Origin of the sequence: Mycolicibacillus trivialis (genome assembly GCF_002102395.1) — a bacterium.
Lineage (GTDB): Bacteria > Actinomycetota > Actinomycetes > Mycobacteriales > Mycobacteriaceae > Mycobacterium > Mycobacterium triviale.
The window spans coordinates 44,245-60,391 of sequence record NZ_LQPZ01000044.1 but is presented as its reverse complement, the minus strand read 5'-3'; the positions used below and the strand labels follow the sequence as shown (position 1 = coordinate 60,391).

Annotated in this window: 16 protein-coding genes; 8 read left to right on the top strand and 8 right to left on the bottom strand. The window is 71.2% G+C overall.

What is annotated here, in order from left to right:
• Positions 1-21 precede the first annotated feature (21 nt).
• Positions 22-2,007, top strand: a complete 1,986-nt coding sequence (locus AWC30_RS15480; protein WP_085111124.1) for a M13 family metallopeptidase — start codon at positions 22-24, stop codon at positions 2,005-2,007.
• On the opposite strand, the gene AWC30_RS15475 is transcribed toward AWC30_RS15480, so the two are convergent.
• From AWC30_RS15475 to AWC30_RS15460, 4 genes are all read right to left on the bottom strand, one after another.
• On the bottom strand, positions 2,004-2,933 hold the full coding sequence (locus tag AWC30_RS15475; protein WP_109562095.1) for a L,D-transpeptidase: 930 nt from the start codon (positions 2,931-2,933) through the stop codon (positions 2,004-2,006). The two genes, AWC30_RS15480 and AWC30_RS15475, sit on opposite strands and share 4 nt — an antisense overlap.
• Positions 2,934-3,070: 137 nt before the next feature.
• Entirely contained in the window at positions 3,071-4,309 is a 1,239-nt protein-coding gene (locus AWC30_RS15470; protein ID WP_085111122.1) for an MFS transporter, read from the bottom strand.
• Between the two features lie 64 nt (positions 4,310-4,373).
• On the bottom strand, positions 4,374-4,664 hold the full coding sequence (gene ricR / locus AWC30_RS15465) for a copper-sensing transcriptional repressor RicR (protein WP_085111121.1): 291 nt from the start codon (positions 4,662-4,664) through the stop codon (positions 4,374-4,376).
• Entirely contained in the window at positions 4,665-5,270 is a 606-nt protein-coding gene (locus AWC30_RS15460) for a DUF305 domain-containing protein (protein WP_207568459.1), read from the bottom strand. It lies immediately after the preceding gene.
• 80 nt (positions 5,271-5,350) lie between these two features.
• Between AWC30_RS15460 and ilvD the strand changes: the two genes are divergently transcribed.
• Positions 5,351-7,057, top strand: coding sequence for a dihydroxy-acid dehydratase (ilvD, locus tag AWC30_RS15455; RefSeq protein WP_085111119.1), 1,707 nt, complete (start codon positions 5,351-5,353; stop codon positions 7,055-7,057).
• A 29-nt stretch (positions 7,058-7,086) separates the two neighbouring features.
• Positions 7,087-8,094 (top strand): NAD(P)H-dependent flavin oxidoreductase, encoded by a 1,008-nt coding sequence (locus tag AWC30_RS15450; RefSeq protein WP_085111118.1) that lies wholly within the window; start codon positions 7,087-7,089, stop codon positions 8,092-8,094.
• Here the strand turns inward: AWC30_RS15450 and AWC30_RS15445 are convergent.
• Positions 8,091-8,738 carry an O-methyltransferase gene (locus AWC30_RS15445; RefSeq protein WP_234808119.1) on the bottom strand — a complete coding sequence of 216 codons (648 nt, stop codon included), beginning with the start codon at positions 8,736-8,738 and terminating at the stop codon, positions 8,091-8,093. The two genes, AWC30_RS15450 and AWC30_RS15445, sit on opposite strands and share 4 nt — an antisense overlap.
• Positions 8,739-8,846: 108 nt before the next feature.
• Between AWC30_RS15445 and mymT the strand changes: the two genes are divergently transcribed.
• Complete coding sequence (gene mymT, locus AWC30_RS15440) at positions 8,847-8,996, top strand: copper-binding metallothionein MymT (RefSeq protein ID WP_085111218.1); 150 nt, start codon at positions 8,847-8,849, stop codon at positions 8,994-8,996.
• 31 nt (positions 8,997-9,027) lie between these two features.
• Here the strand turns inward: mymT and AWC30_RS15435 are convergent, their stop codons facing one another.
• From AWC30_RS15435 to AWC30_RS15425, 3 genes are all read right to left on the bottom strand, one after another.
• Entirely contained in the window at positions 9,028-9,525 is a 498-nt protein-coding gene (locus tag AWC30_RS15435; protein WP_085111117.1) for a TIGR04338 family metallohydrolase, read from the bottom strand.
• On the bottom strand, positions 9,522-10,271 hold the full coding sequence (locus AWC30_RS15430) for a DUF2786 domain-containing protein (protein WP_085111116.1): 750 nt from the start codon (positions 10,269-10,271) through the stop codon (positions 9,522-9,524). The genes AWC30_RS15435 and AWC30_RS15430 overlap by 4 nt, the downstream gene beginning before the upstream one ends.
• 83 nt (positions 10,272-10,354) lie before the next feature.
• Positions 10,355-11,206 (bottom strand): alpha/beta hydrolase, encoded by an 852-nt coding sequence (locus AWC30_RS15425; RefSeq protein ID WP_085111115.1) that lies wholly within the window; start codon positions 11,204-11,206, stop codon positions 10,355-10,357.
• A 167-nt stretch (positions 11,207-11,373) separates the two neighbouring features.
• Between AWC30_RS15425 and AWC30_RS15420 the strand changes: the two genes are divergently transcribed.
• The 4 genes from AWC30_RS15420 to AWC30_RS15405 all read left to right on the top strand — a co-directional run bounded on the left by AWC30_RS15420 (position 11,374) and on the right by AWC30_RS15405 (position 16,037).
• Entirely contained in the window at positions 11,374-12,498 is a 1,125-nt protein-coding gene (locus tag AWC30_RS15420; RefSeq protein ID WP_085111114.1) for an NDMA-dependent alcohol dehydrogenase, read from the top strand.
• Between the two features lie 43 nt (positions 12,499-12,541).
• Entirely contained in the window at positions 12,542-13,267 is a 726-nt protein-coding gene (locus tag AWC30_RS15415; RefSeq protein WP_085111113.1) for a pirin family protein, read from the top strand.
• A 104-nt stretch (positions 13,268-13,371) separates the two neighbouring features.
• Positions 13,372-14,028 (top strand): ATP-binding cassette domain-containing protein, encoded by a 657-nt coding sequence (locus tag AWC30_RS15410; protein ID WP_085111217.1) that lies wholly within the window; start codon positions 13,372-13,374, stop codon positions 14,026-14,028.
• 2 nt (positions 14,029-14,030) lie between these two features.
• On the top strand, positions 14,031-16,037 hold the full coding sequence (locus AWC30_RS15405) for a YhgE/Pip domain-containing protein (protein ID WP_085111112.1): 2,007 nt from the start codon (positions 14,031-14,033) through the stop codon (positions 16,035-16,037).
• Positions 16,038-16,147: the final 110 nt, after the last annotated feature.

Below are 16,147 nucleotides of genomic sequence, written 5' to 3'. Positions count from 1 at the left end.
GCGCCGTGGCAGGATGGCCCGATGACCACTGCCGCCACCCGTTCGGGCATCGACCTGAGCCACGTCGACGACAGCATCCGCCCGCAGGACGACCTGTTCGGCCACGTCAACGGCGGTTGGCTGACCGGGTACACCATGCCCGCCGACCGGGCCACCGACGGCGCGTTCCGGGCCCTGTTCGACCGCGCCGAAGTCCAGGTGCGGGAGCTGATCGAGGCGGCCGCCGCGGCGGGCGCCGCTCCGGGCAGCGACACCCAGCGCATCGGGGACCTCTACGCCGGCTTCCTGGCCGAGGAGGCGATCGAGGCGCGTGGCGTGGCCCCGCTGCTCGACGAGCTGGCCACCGTCGAGGCGGCCGCCGACCGCGACGCACTGGCCGGGGTGCTCGGTGCGCTGCAACGCAGCGGCGTCGGCGGCGGCGCCGGGCTCTACGTCAACACCGACGCCAAGGACTCCAGCCGCTACCTGGTGTATCTGACCCAATCCGGCCTCGGGTTGCCCGACGAGTCCTACTACCGGGAGCCGGCGCACGCCGCGGTGCTCGCCGCCTATCCACGGCACATCGCGGCGATGTTCGCGCTGGTCTACGGCGGCGACCCGGCCGATCACGCCCACGACGCCGCGGCGGTCGTGGCGCTGGAGACCGCCCTGGCGGCCGCCCACTGGGATGTGGTCAAGCGCCGCGACGCCGAGGCGAGCTACAACCTGCGCCGCTTCGCCGACCTGGCCGAGCAGGCGCCGGGCTTCGCCTGGTCGGCCTGGCTGGCCGGGCTGGGGATCCCGGCGACCGCCGTCGACGAGCTCGTCGTGCGCCAGCCGGACTACCTGACCGCGTTCGCGGCCACATGGGCGGAGCGCCCGCTCGCCGACTGGCAGCGGTGGGCGCGCTGGCAGATCATCACCACCCGGGCCCGGGTGTCGACCGCGGCGCTGGTCGCCGAGGATTTCGAGTTCTACGGGCGCACCCTGACCGGCGCCGAGCAGCTGCCGGAACGCTGGAAACGCGGTGTCGGCCTGGTGCAGAGCCTGCTGGGCGACGCGGTCGGCAAGCTCTACGTCGAACGGCACTTCCCGCCGGAGGCCAAGGAGCGGATGGACGTGCTGGTGGCCAACCTGCGGGAGGCCTACCGGGTGAGCATCACCGAACTGGAGTGGATGACCCCGGCCACCCGCGAGCGGGCTCTGGCCAAACTGGACAAGTTCACCGCGAAGATCGGCTATCCGGCGCGCTGGCGGGACTATTCCGCCCTGGTGATCGACCGCGACGACCTGTACGGCAACTGCGTGCGCGGCTACGCCGCCGCCTTCGACCGCGAGGCGGCCAAACTGGGTGGGCCGGTGGACCGCGATGAGTGGTTCATGACCCCGCAGACCGTCAACGCCTACTACAACCCGGGCATGAACGAGATCGTGTTCCCGGCGGCGATCCTGCAGCCGCCGTTCTTCGACGCCGACGCCGACGACGCCGCCAACTACGGCGGGATCGGCGCGGTGATCGGCCACGAGATCGGGCACGGTTTCGACGACCAGGGCGCCAAATACGACGGTGACGGAAACCTGGTGGACTGGTGGACCGATGCCGACCGCGACGAGTTCGCCGCCCGCACCGGCGCCCTCATCGCCCAGTACGACACCTTCACCCCGCGTGGACTCGACGCGGAGCACCGCGTCAACGGCGCGTTCACGGTCGGGGAGAACATCGGCGACCTTGGCGGCCTGTCGATCGCGCTGCTGGCCTACCAGCTGTCCCTGGACGGCGCGACACCGCCGGTGATCGACGGGCTGACCGGGGTGCAGCGGGTGTTCTTCGGCTGGGCGCAGGTGTGGCGCACCAAGTCACGCACCGCCGAGGCGATCCGCCGGCTGGCCACCGACCCGCACTCGCCGCCGGAGTTCCGCTGCAACGGCGTCATCCGCAACATCGACGCGTTCTACGACGCCTTCACCGTCGGCGCCGACGACGCGCTGTACCTCGAACCGGCGGAGCGGGTGCGGATCTGGAGTTAGATCTGCCAGTCCTGTGAACCGTCGTTCTTGGTGTACAGGCCCACCGAGTTCTTCACCACGACCGGATCCCCGCTGCCGAAGTTGTCGAAGAACCACTTGGCGTTCTCCGGGCTGAGGTTGATACAGCCGTGGCTGACGTTGCGTTTGCCCTGATCTGCGACCGACCACGGGGCGCTGTGCACGAAGCCACCGCTGTTGTCGATCCGGACGGCGTCCTTGACCTTCAGCTTGTAACCCCACTCGGAGTCGACCGGGACCCCGTAGGTGGAGGAGTCCATCACCACCTCGGGCATCTTCTCCAGCACGTAGTAGGTGCCGTTCTCGGTCTCGTGGCCACCCGCGGTCATCCCCATCGACATCGGGAAGACCTTCTCCACCTCGCCGTTGCGGGTGATCGTCATCTCGTGGGTGGCGTCATCGGCGGTGGCCACCAGCGAGTCCCCGGTGCGGAAACTCGATTTGGTGCCGGCCGCGTCGATGCTGACCCGGGTGTTCGCCGGCCAGAAGTCCAGCGGGCGCCAGCGCACCTGGGTGGGGGTCATCCAGTAGAACTTGCCGGGGACCGGCGGGTCCGAGGAGATGTGGATGGCGTCCTCGGCCATCGCCTGGTTCCCGATCGGGCGCTGGAAGTTGATGATGATCGGCTTGGCGACCCCGACCAGCGACCCGTTCAGCGGGTTGAACGAGGGCGGCAGGAACGGTGGGTCACCGGTGAACGGTTTCGGGTTCTGCCCGGCGGGCACCGCTCCCGGTGTCACGGTCGGGGCGGTGGTGGGGGCGGCGGCCGGCGGTGCGAATGGGTCCACCGGTGGTGGCGGTGGCGGCGGCGGATCGGCCAGCGCCGTGCCCGCGCCCAGGCTCACAGTGACGGCCAAGCCCACCGCGCTGACAACGGCTCGCAGAGAACCCCGTCGCGACATTGACATCCTCCAGTTCACACAGGTGGCTACAGTCTCGCACAAGAACCAGGTCAGCTAATTGTCGAAAGAACCCCGAAGTCCGTCTTCGATACCGTCGACACGAGGCTGACCTGGCCTGTTCATCGCTGAAAGAGTGGCCAATGTTACGTCGACCTGACGATCGAGTAAACACTGAAGATGCGCCGGGCCGCCGTGATGCCGACCAGCGCCGCCGCGATGAGCACGGTGGATCCGGCCAGCATGAGCGGCACTCCCTCCCGGGTGAACAGCAGCCCGCCCAGCAGCGATCCGCCCGCGATGCCGAGCTGGGCGGCCACCACGTAGAGCCCCGAGGCGCCGTCGGGGTCGACCGGCGCGGTGCGCATCGCCGTGGACTGCAGCATCGGCGAGACGGTGGCCGCCATCGCCCCCCACAGCAGGATCCCGCCCGCCCCGAGCACCATCGTGGCGGGGTTGTGCCGGTCGAGGAACGCCATCGCGGTGAGCCCGGCGAAGGTCATGACCAGGACGCTCATGCAGGTCAGCATCGCCACGACCGGGCGCCGGTCCAGCGGGCGGGCGATCAGCGTCATCGCCACCACGCCGACCGCCCCGTAGCCGACCAGCAGCCAGGACACCCGGTGCGGGTCGTGCACCCCGACCACGCCGCCGATGATGGTCAGGATGTAGGTGTAGGAGATGAAGTGTGCGACGACCACGATGAGGGTCAGCGCGCAGATCGTCATCAACCTCGGGTTGCGGTGATGCGGCACCCCGGCCGCGACCACCGCCTGCTGGTCCGGGCTCAGGGGTAGCGACGGCAGCACCCGACGGGCGGCGACCCACACCAGCGCAGCGGCCACCGCCACCGAACCCATCGCCATCCGCCAGCCCGCGGTCAGGCTCAGCCCCGCCATCAGCGGCACGCCGAGTACCAGGCCCAGGCTGGACCCGACGTAGACCGCCGTGGTGGCCCGCCCGATGTGGCTGGCCGGTACCAGCCGGATCGCGATCGGGGCGATCACCGCCCACAGCAGCCCGTGGGTCAGCGCGCACAACGCCCGCCCGGCGACCAGCACCGCGAAGTTGGGGGCGAGCGCCGAGATGGTCTGCGAGGCGGTCAGCGACGCCAACGCAAGCAGCAGGGCGCGCCGGCGCGGCCAACGCGCGGTCCACCGCACCAGCGGCACCGTGGCCAGCGCGGCGACCAGCGCATACCAGGCCAGCAGGCTGCCGATCACCGCTTCGCTGACCCCCAGGTCCTCCGACATCGCGGTGAGCGCGCCGACCGGCAGGATCTCGGCGGTGACGTAGGCGAAGGCCGCCGCCGCCAGCACCGCCAGCTGGATGACGAGCCGCGGCGTCCACGGGCTGGCGCGGGTGGCGGTGTCGTCGGCTGTCATGGTGTCGGCGGCGCGCGGCTCTACGGTGCCGTTCGCGCTCGCCCCACGGTAGCCCCTGGGGGGCTCAGGAGCGGACCAGCCGGGCGATGGCCGCCGACGCTTCGGCCAGTTTGGCCTCGGCCTCCCGGCCGCCCTCGGCGACCGCCCCGGTGACGCAGTGGCCGAGGTGTTCGTCGAGCAGGTTCAGCGCCACCGAGCGCAGCGCGCTGTTGGCGGCACTGATCTGGGTGAGGATGTCGATGCAGTACTTGTCTTCCTCGATCATCCGCGCGATCCCGCGCACCTGCCCCTCGATGCGGCGCAGCCGCTTGGCGTAGGCGTCTTTCTCGGCCGTGTAGCCGTGCGGTGCGCTCATCTACTGCCCCAACATCGCTGTCATCTGGTCGATCTCGGCCTGCTGGGTGTCGATGATCGCGGTGGCCAGTTCTTTCGCGCCCGGGTTGACGCCCTCGTCGATCTCGGTCTGGGCCATGTCGATCGCGCCGCGGTGGTGGTCGATCATCGACTGCAGCCACAGGTCGTCGAAGTCCTTGCCGGTCAACGTCGCCAACTTCGCCATGGTGGCGTCGTCGACCATGCCGGCCATGTCGGAGTGGTCGGTGTCGGTGGGCTCCGGCGCCCCCCAGTCGCGCAGGTACTGCTGCAGGGTGTCGATCTCGGGCTGCTGCGCGGCTTTGATGTCGGCGGCCAGCGCGGCCAGTCGCGGGTTGTCGCTACGCTCGGGCACCAGGTCCGACAGGGTCAGCGCCTGTTCGTGGTGCGGGATCATGTCGGTCGCGAACGCGATGTCGGCGGCGTTGTGGTCGGCGGCCTGCTCGACGCTGGAACTGGTGGTGGTCGCGCTGCTGTCCGCGGTGGACGTCGGCGCGGTGTCGCTGCTGCCGGAGCAGCCGGACAAGCCGATGGCGAGCGCGGTCAGAAGCACGGGAAGCGGCGCCCAGGGCGCGTCGGTGACGAACATGAAAATCATGATACCCGATACCCCATCGGGGTATCTAAACGATTTGGGCGCCGTTGTTTGCCGCGGGCATACTGAATCCCATGTCCACAACCCGCAAGGTCACCGACATCAAGCCCCGCAGCCGCGACGTCACCGACGGGCTGGAGCGCACCGCCGCCCGCGGCATGCTGCGCGCGGTGGGTATGGACGACGACGACTTCGCCAAGCCCCAGATCGGGGTGGCCTCCTCGTGGAACGAGATCACGCCGTGCAACCTGTCGCTGGACCGGTTGGCCAAGGCGGTCAAGGAGGGCGTCTTCGAGGGCGGCGGCTACCCGCTGGAGTTCGGCACCATCTCGGTCTCCGACGGAATCTCGATGGGGCATGAGGGCATGCACTTCTCCCTGGTGAGCCGGGAGGTGATCGCCGACAGCGTCGAGACCGTCATGAGCGCCGAGCGCCTCGACGGGTCGGTGCTACTGGCCGGCTGCGACAAGTCCCTGCCCGGGATGCTGATGGCCGCCGCCCGCCTGGACCTGGCGGCGGTGTTCCTCTACGCCGGGTCGACCATGCCCGGCTATGCGCAGCTCTCCGACGGCACCGAGCGTGAAGTGACGATCATCGACGCCTTCGAGGCCGTCGGCGCGTGTTCGCGCGGGTTGATGTCCCGCGAGGACGTCGAGGTGATCGAGCGCTCCATCTGCCCCGGCGAGGGCGCCTGCGGCGGGATGTACACCGCCAACACGATGGCCAGCGCGGCCGAGGCGCTGGGGATGTCGTTGCCCGGCAGTGCCTCACCGCCGTCGGCGGACCGCCGCCGGGACGGCTACGCCCGGGCCAGCGGCCGTGCCGTGGTCGGCCTGCTGCGCCGCGGCATCACCGCCCGCGACATCTTGACCAAGGAGGCGTTCGAGAACGCGATCGCGGTGGTGATGGCCTTCGGCGGGTCGACCAACGCGGTGCTGCACCTGCTGGCGATCGCCCACGAGGCCGACGTAGACCTCACCCTGGCCGATTTCTCCCGGATCGGTGCCCGGGTGCCGCATCTGGCCGACGTGAAGCCGTTCGGGGCGCACGTGATGTACGACATCGACAAGATCGGCGGGGTGCCGGTCATGCTCAAGACCCTGCTGGAGGCCGGACTGTTGCACGGTGACTGCCTGACCGTGACCGGTAAGACCATGGCGGAGAACATCGCCGAGCTGAATCCCCCGGTCGTCGACGGCAAGGTGCTGCACGCGCTGACCAACCCGATCCACCCCAGCGGCGGGATCACCATCCTGCACGGGTCGCTGGCCCCGGAGGGCGCGGTGGTCAAGTCGGCCGGTTTCGACACCGACGTCATCGAGGGCACCGCGCGGGTCTTCGACGGCGAGCGCGCGGCGCTGGACGCCCTCGAGGACGGCACGATCGCCGCAGGCGACGCCGTGGTGATCCGCTACGAGGGCCCCAAGGGCGGACCCGGGATGCGCGAGATGCTGGCGATCACCGGTGCGATCAAGGGCGCCGGGCTGGGCAAGGACGTCCTGTTGCTCACCGATGGGCGGTTCTCCGGGGGCACCACCGGCCTGTGCGTCGGGCACGTCGCCCCCGAGGCGGTGGACGGCGGTCCGATCGCGTTCGTGCGCAACGGGGACCGCATCCGGTTGGACGTGGCCAAGGGCACCCTGGACGTGCTGGCCGACCCCGACGAGTTCGCCGCCCGCGCCGAGGGGTACATCCCGCCGGAGTCGCGGTACACCACCGGCGTGCTGGCCAAGTACCGCAAGCTGGTGCAGTCGGCGGCCACCGGCGCGATCTGCGGCTGACCGCCGCCCGGCCGACTACCCTCGGCGCCATGGCTAGCGGTGGCGCTCTCACCGAGCGGCTCAAGATCGACGTCCCGATCCTGCAGGCCGGGATGGGCGGGGGCATCGCGGGCCCGCGGTTGGCCGGCGCGGTGGCGCGCGCCGGTGCGCTGGGAACCCTCGGCATCGCCCCACCCGCGGCGCTGCGGGCCGCGATCGGCGCGGTCCGCGACATCGCGCCCGACCGGGCGGTGGCGGTCAACCTGCTCCTGCCGTTCGTGCGCCGGGCCCACGTGAACGCGTGCATCCGCGGCGGCGTCGACGTGGTGGTGCTGGCCTTCGGGACCGCGTCGGCGGAGTTGGTGGACCGGTTGCGCGCCGCGGGAATCGTGGTGCTGCGCATGGTCGGCACCGAGGCCGAGGCACGCGAGGCGCTCGGCTGGGGCGTCGACGGGCTGATCGCCCAGGGCCGCGAGGCGGGCGGTCACCTGGTGGGCACCCGGGCCGCCCTGGATTTCCTGCCCGCCGCGCTGAACGTCGCCGGCGAACGCCCGGTGTTCCTGGCCGGCGGCATCGCCACCGCCGCCGACACCCGCGCGGCTCTCGACGCCGGGGCGGCGGGCGTGGTGGCCGGGACCCGGTTCCTGCTGACCGAGGAGTCCGGCGCGCACCCCGGTTACCGCAGCCGGGTGCTGGCCGCCGATCACACCGTGGAGACCACGGTGTTCGGCCTGACCTGGCCGGTGCGCCACCGGGTGGTGCCCAACGCGGTCACCCGGCGCTGGTGCCACCCGGACGGCTCGGCGCGCGGTCTGCCCGCGGCGCTCAACGCCCGCAGCGCCGTGCTGGCCCGCTTCGCCGACCGCGGTGCAGGCGCGGTCGCCCGGCTGCAACGGCCCGCGGTTCCGCTGTTCAGCCCGGTCCCGCCGGTGGCGGGCGCACCGGAGTCGGTGCTGGAACGCACCGCGCTGTACGCCGGCCAGACCGCCCTGCGCATCGATCGGGTGGTCAGCGCGGCGCAGGCGGTGGCCGAACTCGATCCGGCCTCGTCCGGCTAGCGGACCACCGCGAGGGCGAAGCCGTCCCAGCCCTTGGACCCGACGGTCTGCAGCGCCGCGGCGTCCAGCCGCGGGTCGGTGCCGAGGAGGCGCAGCGCCTCGAGGGTGCCCGCGGCGGCGGCGTCGCGGTCCTCCCGCAGGATCTGTCCGTCGCGGATCACGTTGTCGATGACGACGACGGTGCCCGGCCGGCCCAGTTCCACCGCCCAGCGCAGGTAGGTGCCGTTGTTCTCCTTGTCGGCGTCGATGAACACCAGATCGAACGGCCCGGTCAGGGTCGGCAGGGTCTCGGCGGCCGCGCCGACGAGCACCTCAACCCGGTCCCCGACCCCGGCGCGGTCGAGGTTGGCGCGCGCCACCTCGGCGTGTTTCGGCTCGTACTCGAGGCTGACGACCTCCCCGTCGTCGCCCAGTCCGCGGGCCAGCCAGATCGTGCTGTAGCCGCCCAGCGTGCCCACCTCGAGGACCCGGCGGGCGCCGACGGCGCGGGCCAGCAACGTCAGGAACTTGCCCTGCTGCGCGGAGACCGCGATCGGCGGCAGCCCGGCGGCTTCGCTGTCCCGCAGGACGGCGGCCATCGTCGGATCCTCCTCGAGAAGCAGGCGGTCCAGGAGTGCGTCGGCGGCGGCGGGGTCATAGGTCACGCTCCCCAGCGTAAGCCCGCCGTCCCGACCGGATCGACGTCACCCCTTTACCCAATACCCGTATGGGGTATACAGTGGGCGCGGAAACACCCGTTGGAAGGAGAGATGATGACGAACAACGAGGCGGGCACCGTACTGACGTGTACCCACGACGGCTGCGGATGTCGCGTGCGGATCGAGGCCCCGTGCAACTGCTCCGGCGCCGGCCAGGCCTACCGGTGCACCTGCGGTGCGGAGCTGGTGCCGGTCCAGGGCTGACGCCCCGGGGCGTGTCCCGGGATTCGGCCGGTCAGGACACGCCCTCGTGCGTGTAGACCACCCGCAGCACGTGCCCGGCTTCCGGACCCATGACCACGGTCGCGAGCGTGCACAACGTCGCCACGAAGTGCGGGCCGTGCGGCGGGTCGGTCGAACAGAGGTGGTGGGCCAGCTCGTGGAGCACCACGAGTTCGCGCATCGCCCACGGCGCGCCGCCCCGGGCGGGAACCGCGATCACCGCGGCTCCCGCCCGGTTCTCGTAGTGCGCCGCGGCGGCACCGCGCCGCTCCCGGACCGTCAGGGCGGCGGCGTCGGGCCACCGGTCCCGCACCGCAGGCAGGCCCAGCACCTCGTCGACGTAGTTCTGCACCGCGGCGACCGAACCGAACCGTGCCTCCGGCGGCAGGGTGAGGTTTGCGCCGAAGAACTCCACCGCGCGGGAGCCGCGTTCGGCGGCCCGGTCGAACAGGGTGCGGACGAATTCCTCGGCCGCGTACACCTTGGCGCGCTGCGAATCCCGCGCGGTCACCGGTCCAGCGCGGCGCGCGCCGACGACAGCTCCGGGCTGGGGCCCAGCCGGGCCCGCCGGCCCGCCCGGTCCCCGGCCCGCCGGGCCGACGAGGAGTAGCCGGCCGACGCACGGCTGGCCCGCCACACCCCGCGCGCCTCGGAGGCGCGCCGGTAGAAGTCGCCGAGCGCCACGTCCTTGTTCCGCAACGCCACCGCGGTCCCGGGAGCGCGACCGCGGTCCTGCTCCGCCTCACGGCGGACCTGCTCGCGCGCCTCGCTCAAACGCAGCCCGACCCGGGCGCCGAACGCCAGTTGGAAGTTCAGCCGGGCGGTGATGGTGGCGGTCGGGCGGTGCGCCCCGGAGGCGATATAGGCGTCGGAGGCCCGCACCATCTGCACCACCAGGCTCGCGTAGAGGGCGTGGGTGGCGTCGATGTCCTCGGCGAAACCGTAAGCGTGCACGAAGGTGGAGTTGGCCGCCACGTCGCAGCGCACGTCGTTGGCCGCGGCGATCACCACGAACAGCTGCACGTAGGTGCGTAACCCCTTGGTTCCGGCCGGCCCGATCGTGATCGTGCGCTGCACCGGCCCCTGGGCCGGGGTGCGGCGGTCGGCGTGCGAGCGGGCCACCGCCAGGTCGATGGAGGTGGCGGTGGCCAGCCGCTGAGCGGCGGTCATGAACGCCTCGGCCTCGTGCGGATTGTCGGTGCCCTCGGCCTGTCGCAGCAGCGCCGCGATCCGCGCCAGCATCTTGTCCTCGCTCACGGCCTCACCTCACTCCCCGGTCCGGCTGCCTCCCGGCCGGACGCTCCGCTGACGGCCAACGTAGGCGCGCCCACCGACACCGGTCACAGCCGCGTGCCGATCCAGGCCGTCACGTCGTCGAGCACCCCGTCGCCCTCGGGCTCGTTGAACACCTCGTGGAACAGGCCCGGATAGACCTCCAGGCACACGTCGGCGGAGCCGACGGCGGAAACCAGTTCGCGGCTGCCCGCCACCGGGACCAGCCCGTCCTCGCCGCCGTGCACCACCAACAGCGGACAGGACAGCGCCGATGCGCGCTGCGGCATGCTCTCCCCGATCAGCAGCAGCGCCCGCGCGATACCCGCGGGCACCTTGCCGTGGTGCACCAGCGGGTCGGCGTCGTAGGCCGCCACCACCGCCGGGTCGCGGGAGACCAGCGCCGAGTCGAGGGCCTGCACCGGAAGCGCGGGCGCCACCCGGCCCACCAGTTTTCCCACGAACGCCACCGCCGCCGGGGCCATGGTCTGGGCGGCGACCGCCGGCCCGGACAGCACCATCAGCGCGTAGTCGTCGGGGTGGTCGGTGCCGTAACCGAACACGATCGCGCCGCCCATGCTGTGCCCGAGCACCACCCGGGGCAGCCCGGGGTGCTCGGTCGCGGCGATCCCGACCAGGGTGGCGAAGTCACCGGTGTACTCGCCGATGTCGCGCAGGTAGACCCGGCGCCCCCCGGAGCGGCCGTGGCCCCGGTGGTCCAGCGCGTAGGTGACGAAACCGGCGTCGGCGAAGCGGGCCGCCACGTGGTCGTAGCGGCGGGCGTGCTCACCGAATCCGTGGGACAGGATCACCGCGGCGCGCGGCCGGCCCGGCGGGGTCCAGGTGTCGTAGACGATCCGGATACCGCCGACACCGTCGAAGGCCCGCTCCGCGTGGCCGGGGGTACCGGGTTTGGTCATCACCGGCAGCGTAGTCGCAGGCCGCGACGGGACCGGCACGCCGTCGCGGGCACCGTCGGCGCGAAAACCGCCGCGTGAGACCCCGTAACCGGCTGTTGACGCAGGTCACAATGGATCTCATACCCACAGTTGAAACGTGTTCCGCCCAGGTGGCATGATCGCGGGTCATGAAAACCAAGGGCGCGCTGCTGTGGGAGCTGAACTCCGGATTCCGGGTCGACGAGATCGACCTGGGCGACCCGGTCGCCGACGAGGTCCAGATCCGGATGCACGCCGCGGGCATGTGTCACTCGGACTACCACCTGACCACCGGCGCCACCCCGATCGGCCTGCCCGCACTCGGCGGCCACGAGGGCGCCGGTGTGGTGACCAAGGTCGGTCGCAACGTCAGCGGGATCGAGGAGGGCGACCACGTCATCCTGGCGTTCATCCCGGCCTGCGGTGCCTGTCCGCCGTGCTTGAAGGGGTTCCGGTCGCTGTGTGACCGCGGCGCGGTGCTGCTGGGCGGCAAGGCCATCGCCGACGACACCCACCGCATCCACGCCGGTTCGCAGGGCGTCTCGCCGATGAACCTGCTGGGCACCTTCGCGCCGTACATGACCGTGCACAAGGACTCGGTGGTCAAGATCGACCCCGACGTGCCGTTCGAGTCGGCCGCGATCATGGGCTGCGCGGTGCCCACCGGGTTCGGCTCGGCCACCAACGTCGCGGAGGTCCAGCCCGGCGAATCGGTGATCATCGTCGGTGTCGGCGGGATCGGGATGAGCGCCCTGCAGGGCGCGGTGCTCGCCGGCGCCCGGCACGTGATCGCGATCGACCCGGCGGAGTACAAGCGCGAGCAGGCGATCAAGTTCGGCGCCACCCACGTCTACCCGTCGATGGCCGAGGCGATCGCCCCGGTGATGGAGCTGACCTGGGGCATCATGGCGCAGAAGACGATCATCGCGGTCGGTGAGATGCACGGCGACATGCTCGAGGAGGCGATGATCCTGACCGCCAAGACCGGCACCTGCGTGGTGACCGGCATGGGCGCGATGACCGACGTCGACGTCAAGCTGAACCTGTTCCTGTTCACCATGCTGCAGAAGACGCTGAAGGGGAACATCTTCGGCGGCGGCAACTCGCACGTCGAGACCCCCCGACTGGTCGGGCTGTACAAGTCCGGGCTGCTCAAGGTCGACGAGATGGTGACCAAGACCTACAAGCTCGAGGACATCAACGACGGCTATCAGGACATGCTCGACGGCAAGACCATCCGCGGCGTGATCACCTTCGACGAGTCCGACTGGTAGCAGCACCGCCGCCGGGGCCGGCTCCCCCGGATACCCTGGGGCGATGACCGCCACCGTCGAGGTCCGGCGCGCCGCGGACCGCACCGCCACCCGTACGCCCTGGCTGACCTCGACGCACTCGTTCTCGTTCGGCGACTACTACGACCCGGCCAACACCCATCACGGGGTGCTGATGGTGCACAACGAGGACGTCGTCGCGCCGGACTCCGGCTACGACACCCACCCGCACCGCAACATGGAGATCCTCACCTGGGTGCTGGCCGGGGAGTTGTCGCACCGCGATTCGCTGGGTAATTCCGGGGTGATCTACCCGGGACTGGCCCAGCGGATGTCGGCAGGCGCCGGTGTCGAACACTCCGAGCGCAACGAGTCGCCCCGGGTGCCGGTGCGGTTCGTGCAGATGTGGGTGCTGCCCGACCGCGCCGGCGGCGCCCCCGGCTACGCCCAGGCCGAGGTCGGCGACGCGCTGCGCGGTGGCGACCTGGTGCCGATCGCGTCCGGGCTGCCCGACCGGCCCGGCGCGATCACGATCGGCAACCGCAACGTGGCCCTGCACGCCGCCCGCCTGCGGCCGGGCCGGTCGGTCACCGCACCCGAAGCCCGTTACCTGCACCTCTACGTCGCCCGCGGATGTGTCAAGGTAGCCGGTGTCGGCACGCTCGACGCCGGCGACGCGCTGCGGGCCACCGCGACCGCCGTCGGCCCGATCGGCGCCGACGACGACGCCGAGATCCTGGTGTGGGAGATGCGCGCCGGTCTGGGCGAGTAGCCCGAGCCGGGGCGGGACAAGGCGAGGCGACAGCCCGAGATGACGAGGAGCGTGCGGTGAGCGACGACCAGCAGCCACCGGCCGTGGTGGCCCGGGGCATCACGATGAGCGGCCCGTGGGGTCCGGTGTACGGGCCCATCGACCTCGACATCGAGCGCGGCGGCGTCACCGCGCTGATCGGCACCGCCGGAACCGGGCGCACCGCACTGCTGATGACCCTGGCCGGCCGGATGCGGCCGGCGTCGGGGACGCTGACCGTGCTCGACCGCACCGCCGCCACCGACATCTTCGCGCTGTGCGCGCTCGCCGGCGTCGAACAGCTCGACACCGTCGCCGAGTCGGTGCGGGTGGGCGACCTGATCACCGAGCAGTTGCGCTGGAACGCGCCGTGGTACCGGCTGATCCGCCGCGCCGACCAGGCCGACCTGGAAACGGTGTGCCGGCCGGTGTTCGGCCCGCTGCCGCTGCCAGACATCGACGAGTACGTCGAGCAGCTCACCGAGCTCGACGGGCTGCTGCTGCGGATCGCGCTGGCCAACACCCACCGGCTGCCGGTGCTGGTCGTCGGCAGCCTCGACCAGGTGACCAGCCTGCGCAACCACGACGAGCTGGTGCGCCGGCTGGTGGCCCTCGGCGAGGAGCAGACCGTGATCACCTCCTCGGCCAACGCCATCCCCGAAGAGCTGGGTGTGCGCGCCCAGCTCCACGTCGACAACCTCTCCCACGCCGAGCTCGCCGCCGCGCAGAAAGGTCGTGACTGATCATGCTTGCCGGGATGTCCTTGGGCACCGACATCAAGCGCTATGCGCGCGGGGTGATGCCGCGCGTCGCGCTGATCACCATCATCGCGCTGCCGCTGCTCTACGGGGCGATGTACCTGTGGGCGTTCTGGAACCCGTTCGCCGCGGTCGACAAGGTGCCGGTGGCGCTGGTGAACGAGGATCAGGGCGCCACCATCCAGGACCGCACCCTGCGCGCCGGCGACGACGTCGCCCGGCAGCTCGTCGACTCCGGCGAACTCGACCTGCACCAGGTGTCGGCTTCGGAGGCGGCCGCCGGGGTGGCCCGCGGCGACTACTACTTCTCGATCACCTTGCCGCGCGACTTCAGCGCCGCGATCGCCTCGCCCACCACCGACCGACCGCACAAGGCGCAGATCGAGTTCCAGTTCAACGACGCCAACAGCTACCTGGCCTCGATCATGGGCCAGAACGCGGCGCGGGAGGTGCTCAACCAGGTCAGCGCCGGGGTGGGAACCCAGGTGATCGGCGCCGCGCTCGGTGAGCTGACCGACTCCGGCGCAGGCATCAAGAAGGCCGCCGACGGCGCCGGGCAGTTGCACGACGGGCTGGTCGCCGCCAACTCGGGGGCGACGGAGTTGGCCGACGGCGCCCACACGCTGGCGGCCAACCTGGCGACCGCCCGGGACGGCTCGGCCACCCTGGCCGCCGGGGTCAACCAGCTGACCACCGGCATCGACGCGGCCATCGACCCGCTGATCGGCATCCTCGACAGCGTCGAGGGGCTCGGCCTGGACCCGGTCGAGGTGGGTGAGACGGCCGCGCATCTGGGTCGCTCGATCCGCACCGCCGCCGACCGGGTGGCCGGCCTGGGCATCGACTACGTGCAGGCCTCGGCGATCGTCGATCAGGTCGCCGGCGCCCTGATCGGCAACCCCGACCCCACCGTGCACCAACTGGGCGAGACCCTCTCCGGTGCCCAGCGGCTGATGGCGCAACGCGGTGTCGACCCGGCCACCGACGAGGGCCTCAATCGGCTGCGCGCCGATGCCGAACGCCTGGAGAACGAACTGATCGACCCGAACAGCGATTTCCGGCAGTTCCTCACCAAGGCGCTCAACGGCGGGCTCAAGGCCGATGTGCTCCGGTTACGCAGCGGCGCAACCCAACTCAACGACGGAGCGCAGCAACTCAGTGACGGGCTGGTGCAGCTCACCGACGGCAGCTACCGGCTGGCCGACGGCGCAGACCAACTCGCCGACGGCACGGCGCAGTTGCGCGACGGCGCCGCCGAACTCGCCGACGGACTGAAGGCCGGCGCCGACCAGTTGCCGACCTGGACCGACAAGCAGCGTGACCAGGTGGCCCAGACCGTGGCCAGCCCGGTCGGCGTCGATCTGGACTTCACCAACCACGCCGCCACCTTCGGCACCGGCTTCGCACCGTTCTTCCTGCCGCTGGCGCTGTTCATCGGGGCCCTGATCGTGTGGATGCTGCTCACCCCGCTGCAGGCCCGCGCCATCGTCAGCGGCCTGGGACCGCTGCGCGTGGTGCTGGCCTCCTACTGGCCGGCGCTGCTGCTGGTGGTCTGCCAGGTCACCCTGATGTATGCGGTGGTGCACTTCGGCGTCGGGCTCGACGCGAAATACCCGCTGGGGACGGTAGCGTTCCTGCTCCTGGTCGGCGCGTCGTTCCTGGCGCTGATCCAGGCGTTCAACGCGGTCTTCGGGGTGGCGGTCGGCCGGGTGGTCACGCTGGCGTTCCTGATGTTCCAGCTGGTGTCCTCCGGCGGGGTGTATCCGGTGGAGACCACCGCCAGACCGTTCCAGATCCTGCACCCGTTCGACCCGATGACCTACGCCGTCGACGGGCTGCGCGAGCTGACCGTCGGCGGGATCGACGCGCGGCTGTGGCTGTCGGTCGGGGTGCTCGCCGGCATCCTGGTGGTCTCGCTGGCGGCCAGCTCGGTCGCGGCGCGCCGGGCCCGGCAGTACACGATGGAACGCTTGCACCCGCCGATCGAGGTCTGACGCCCCGCCCGGTTGTGAAATCTTAAGCGCCTCACCGTGATTGCGGCGTGATGGAAACGGTATCCGCCCGTTATTTATGTTGACAGTGTTGTCAACGTGACTATCGTGGT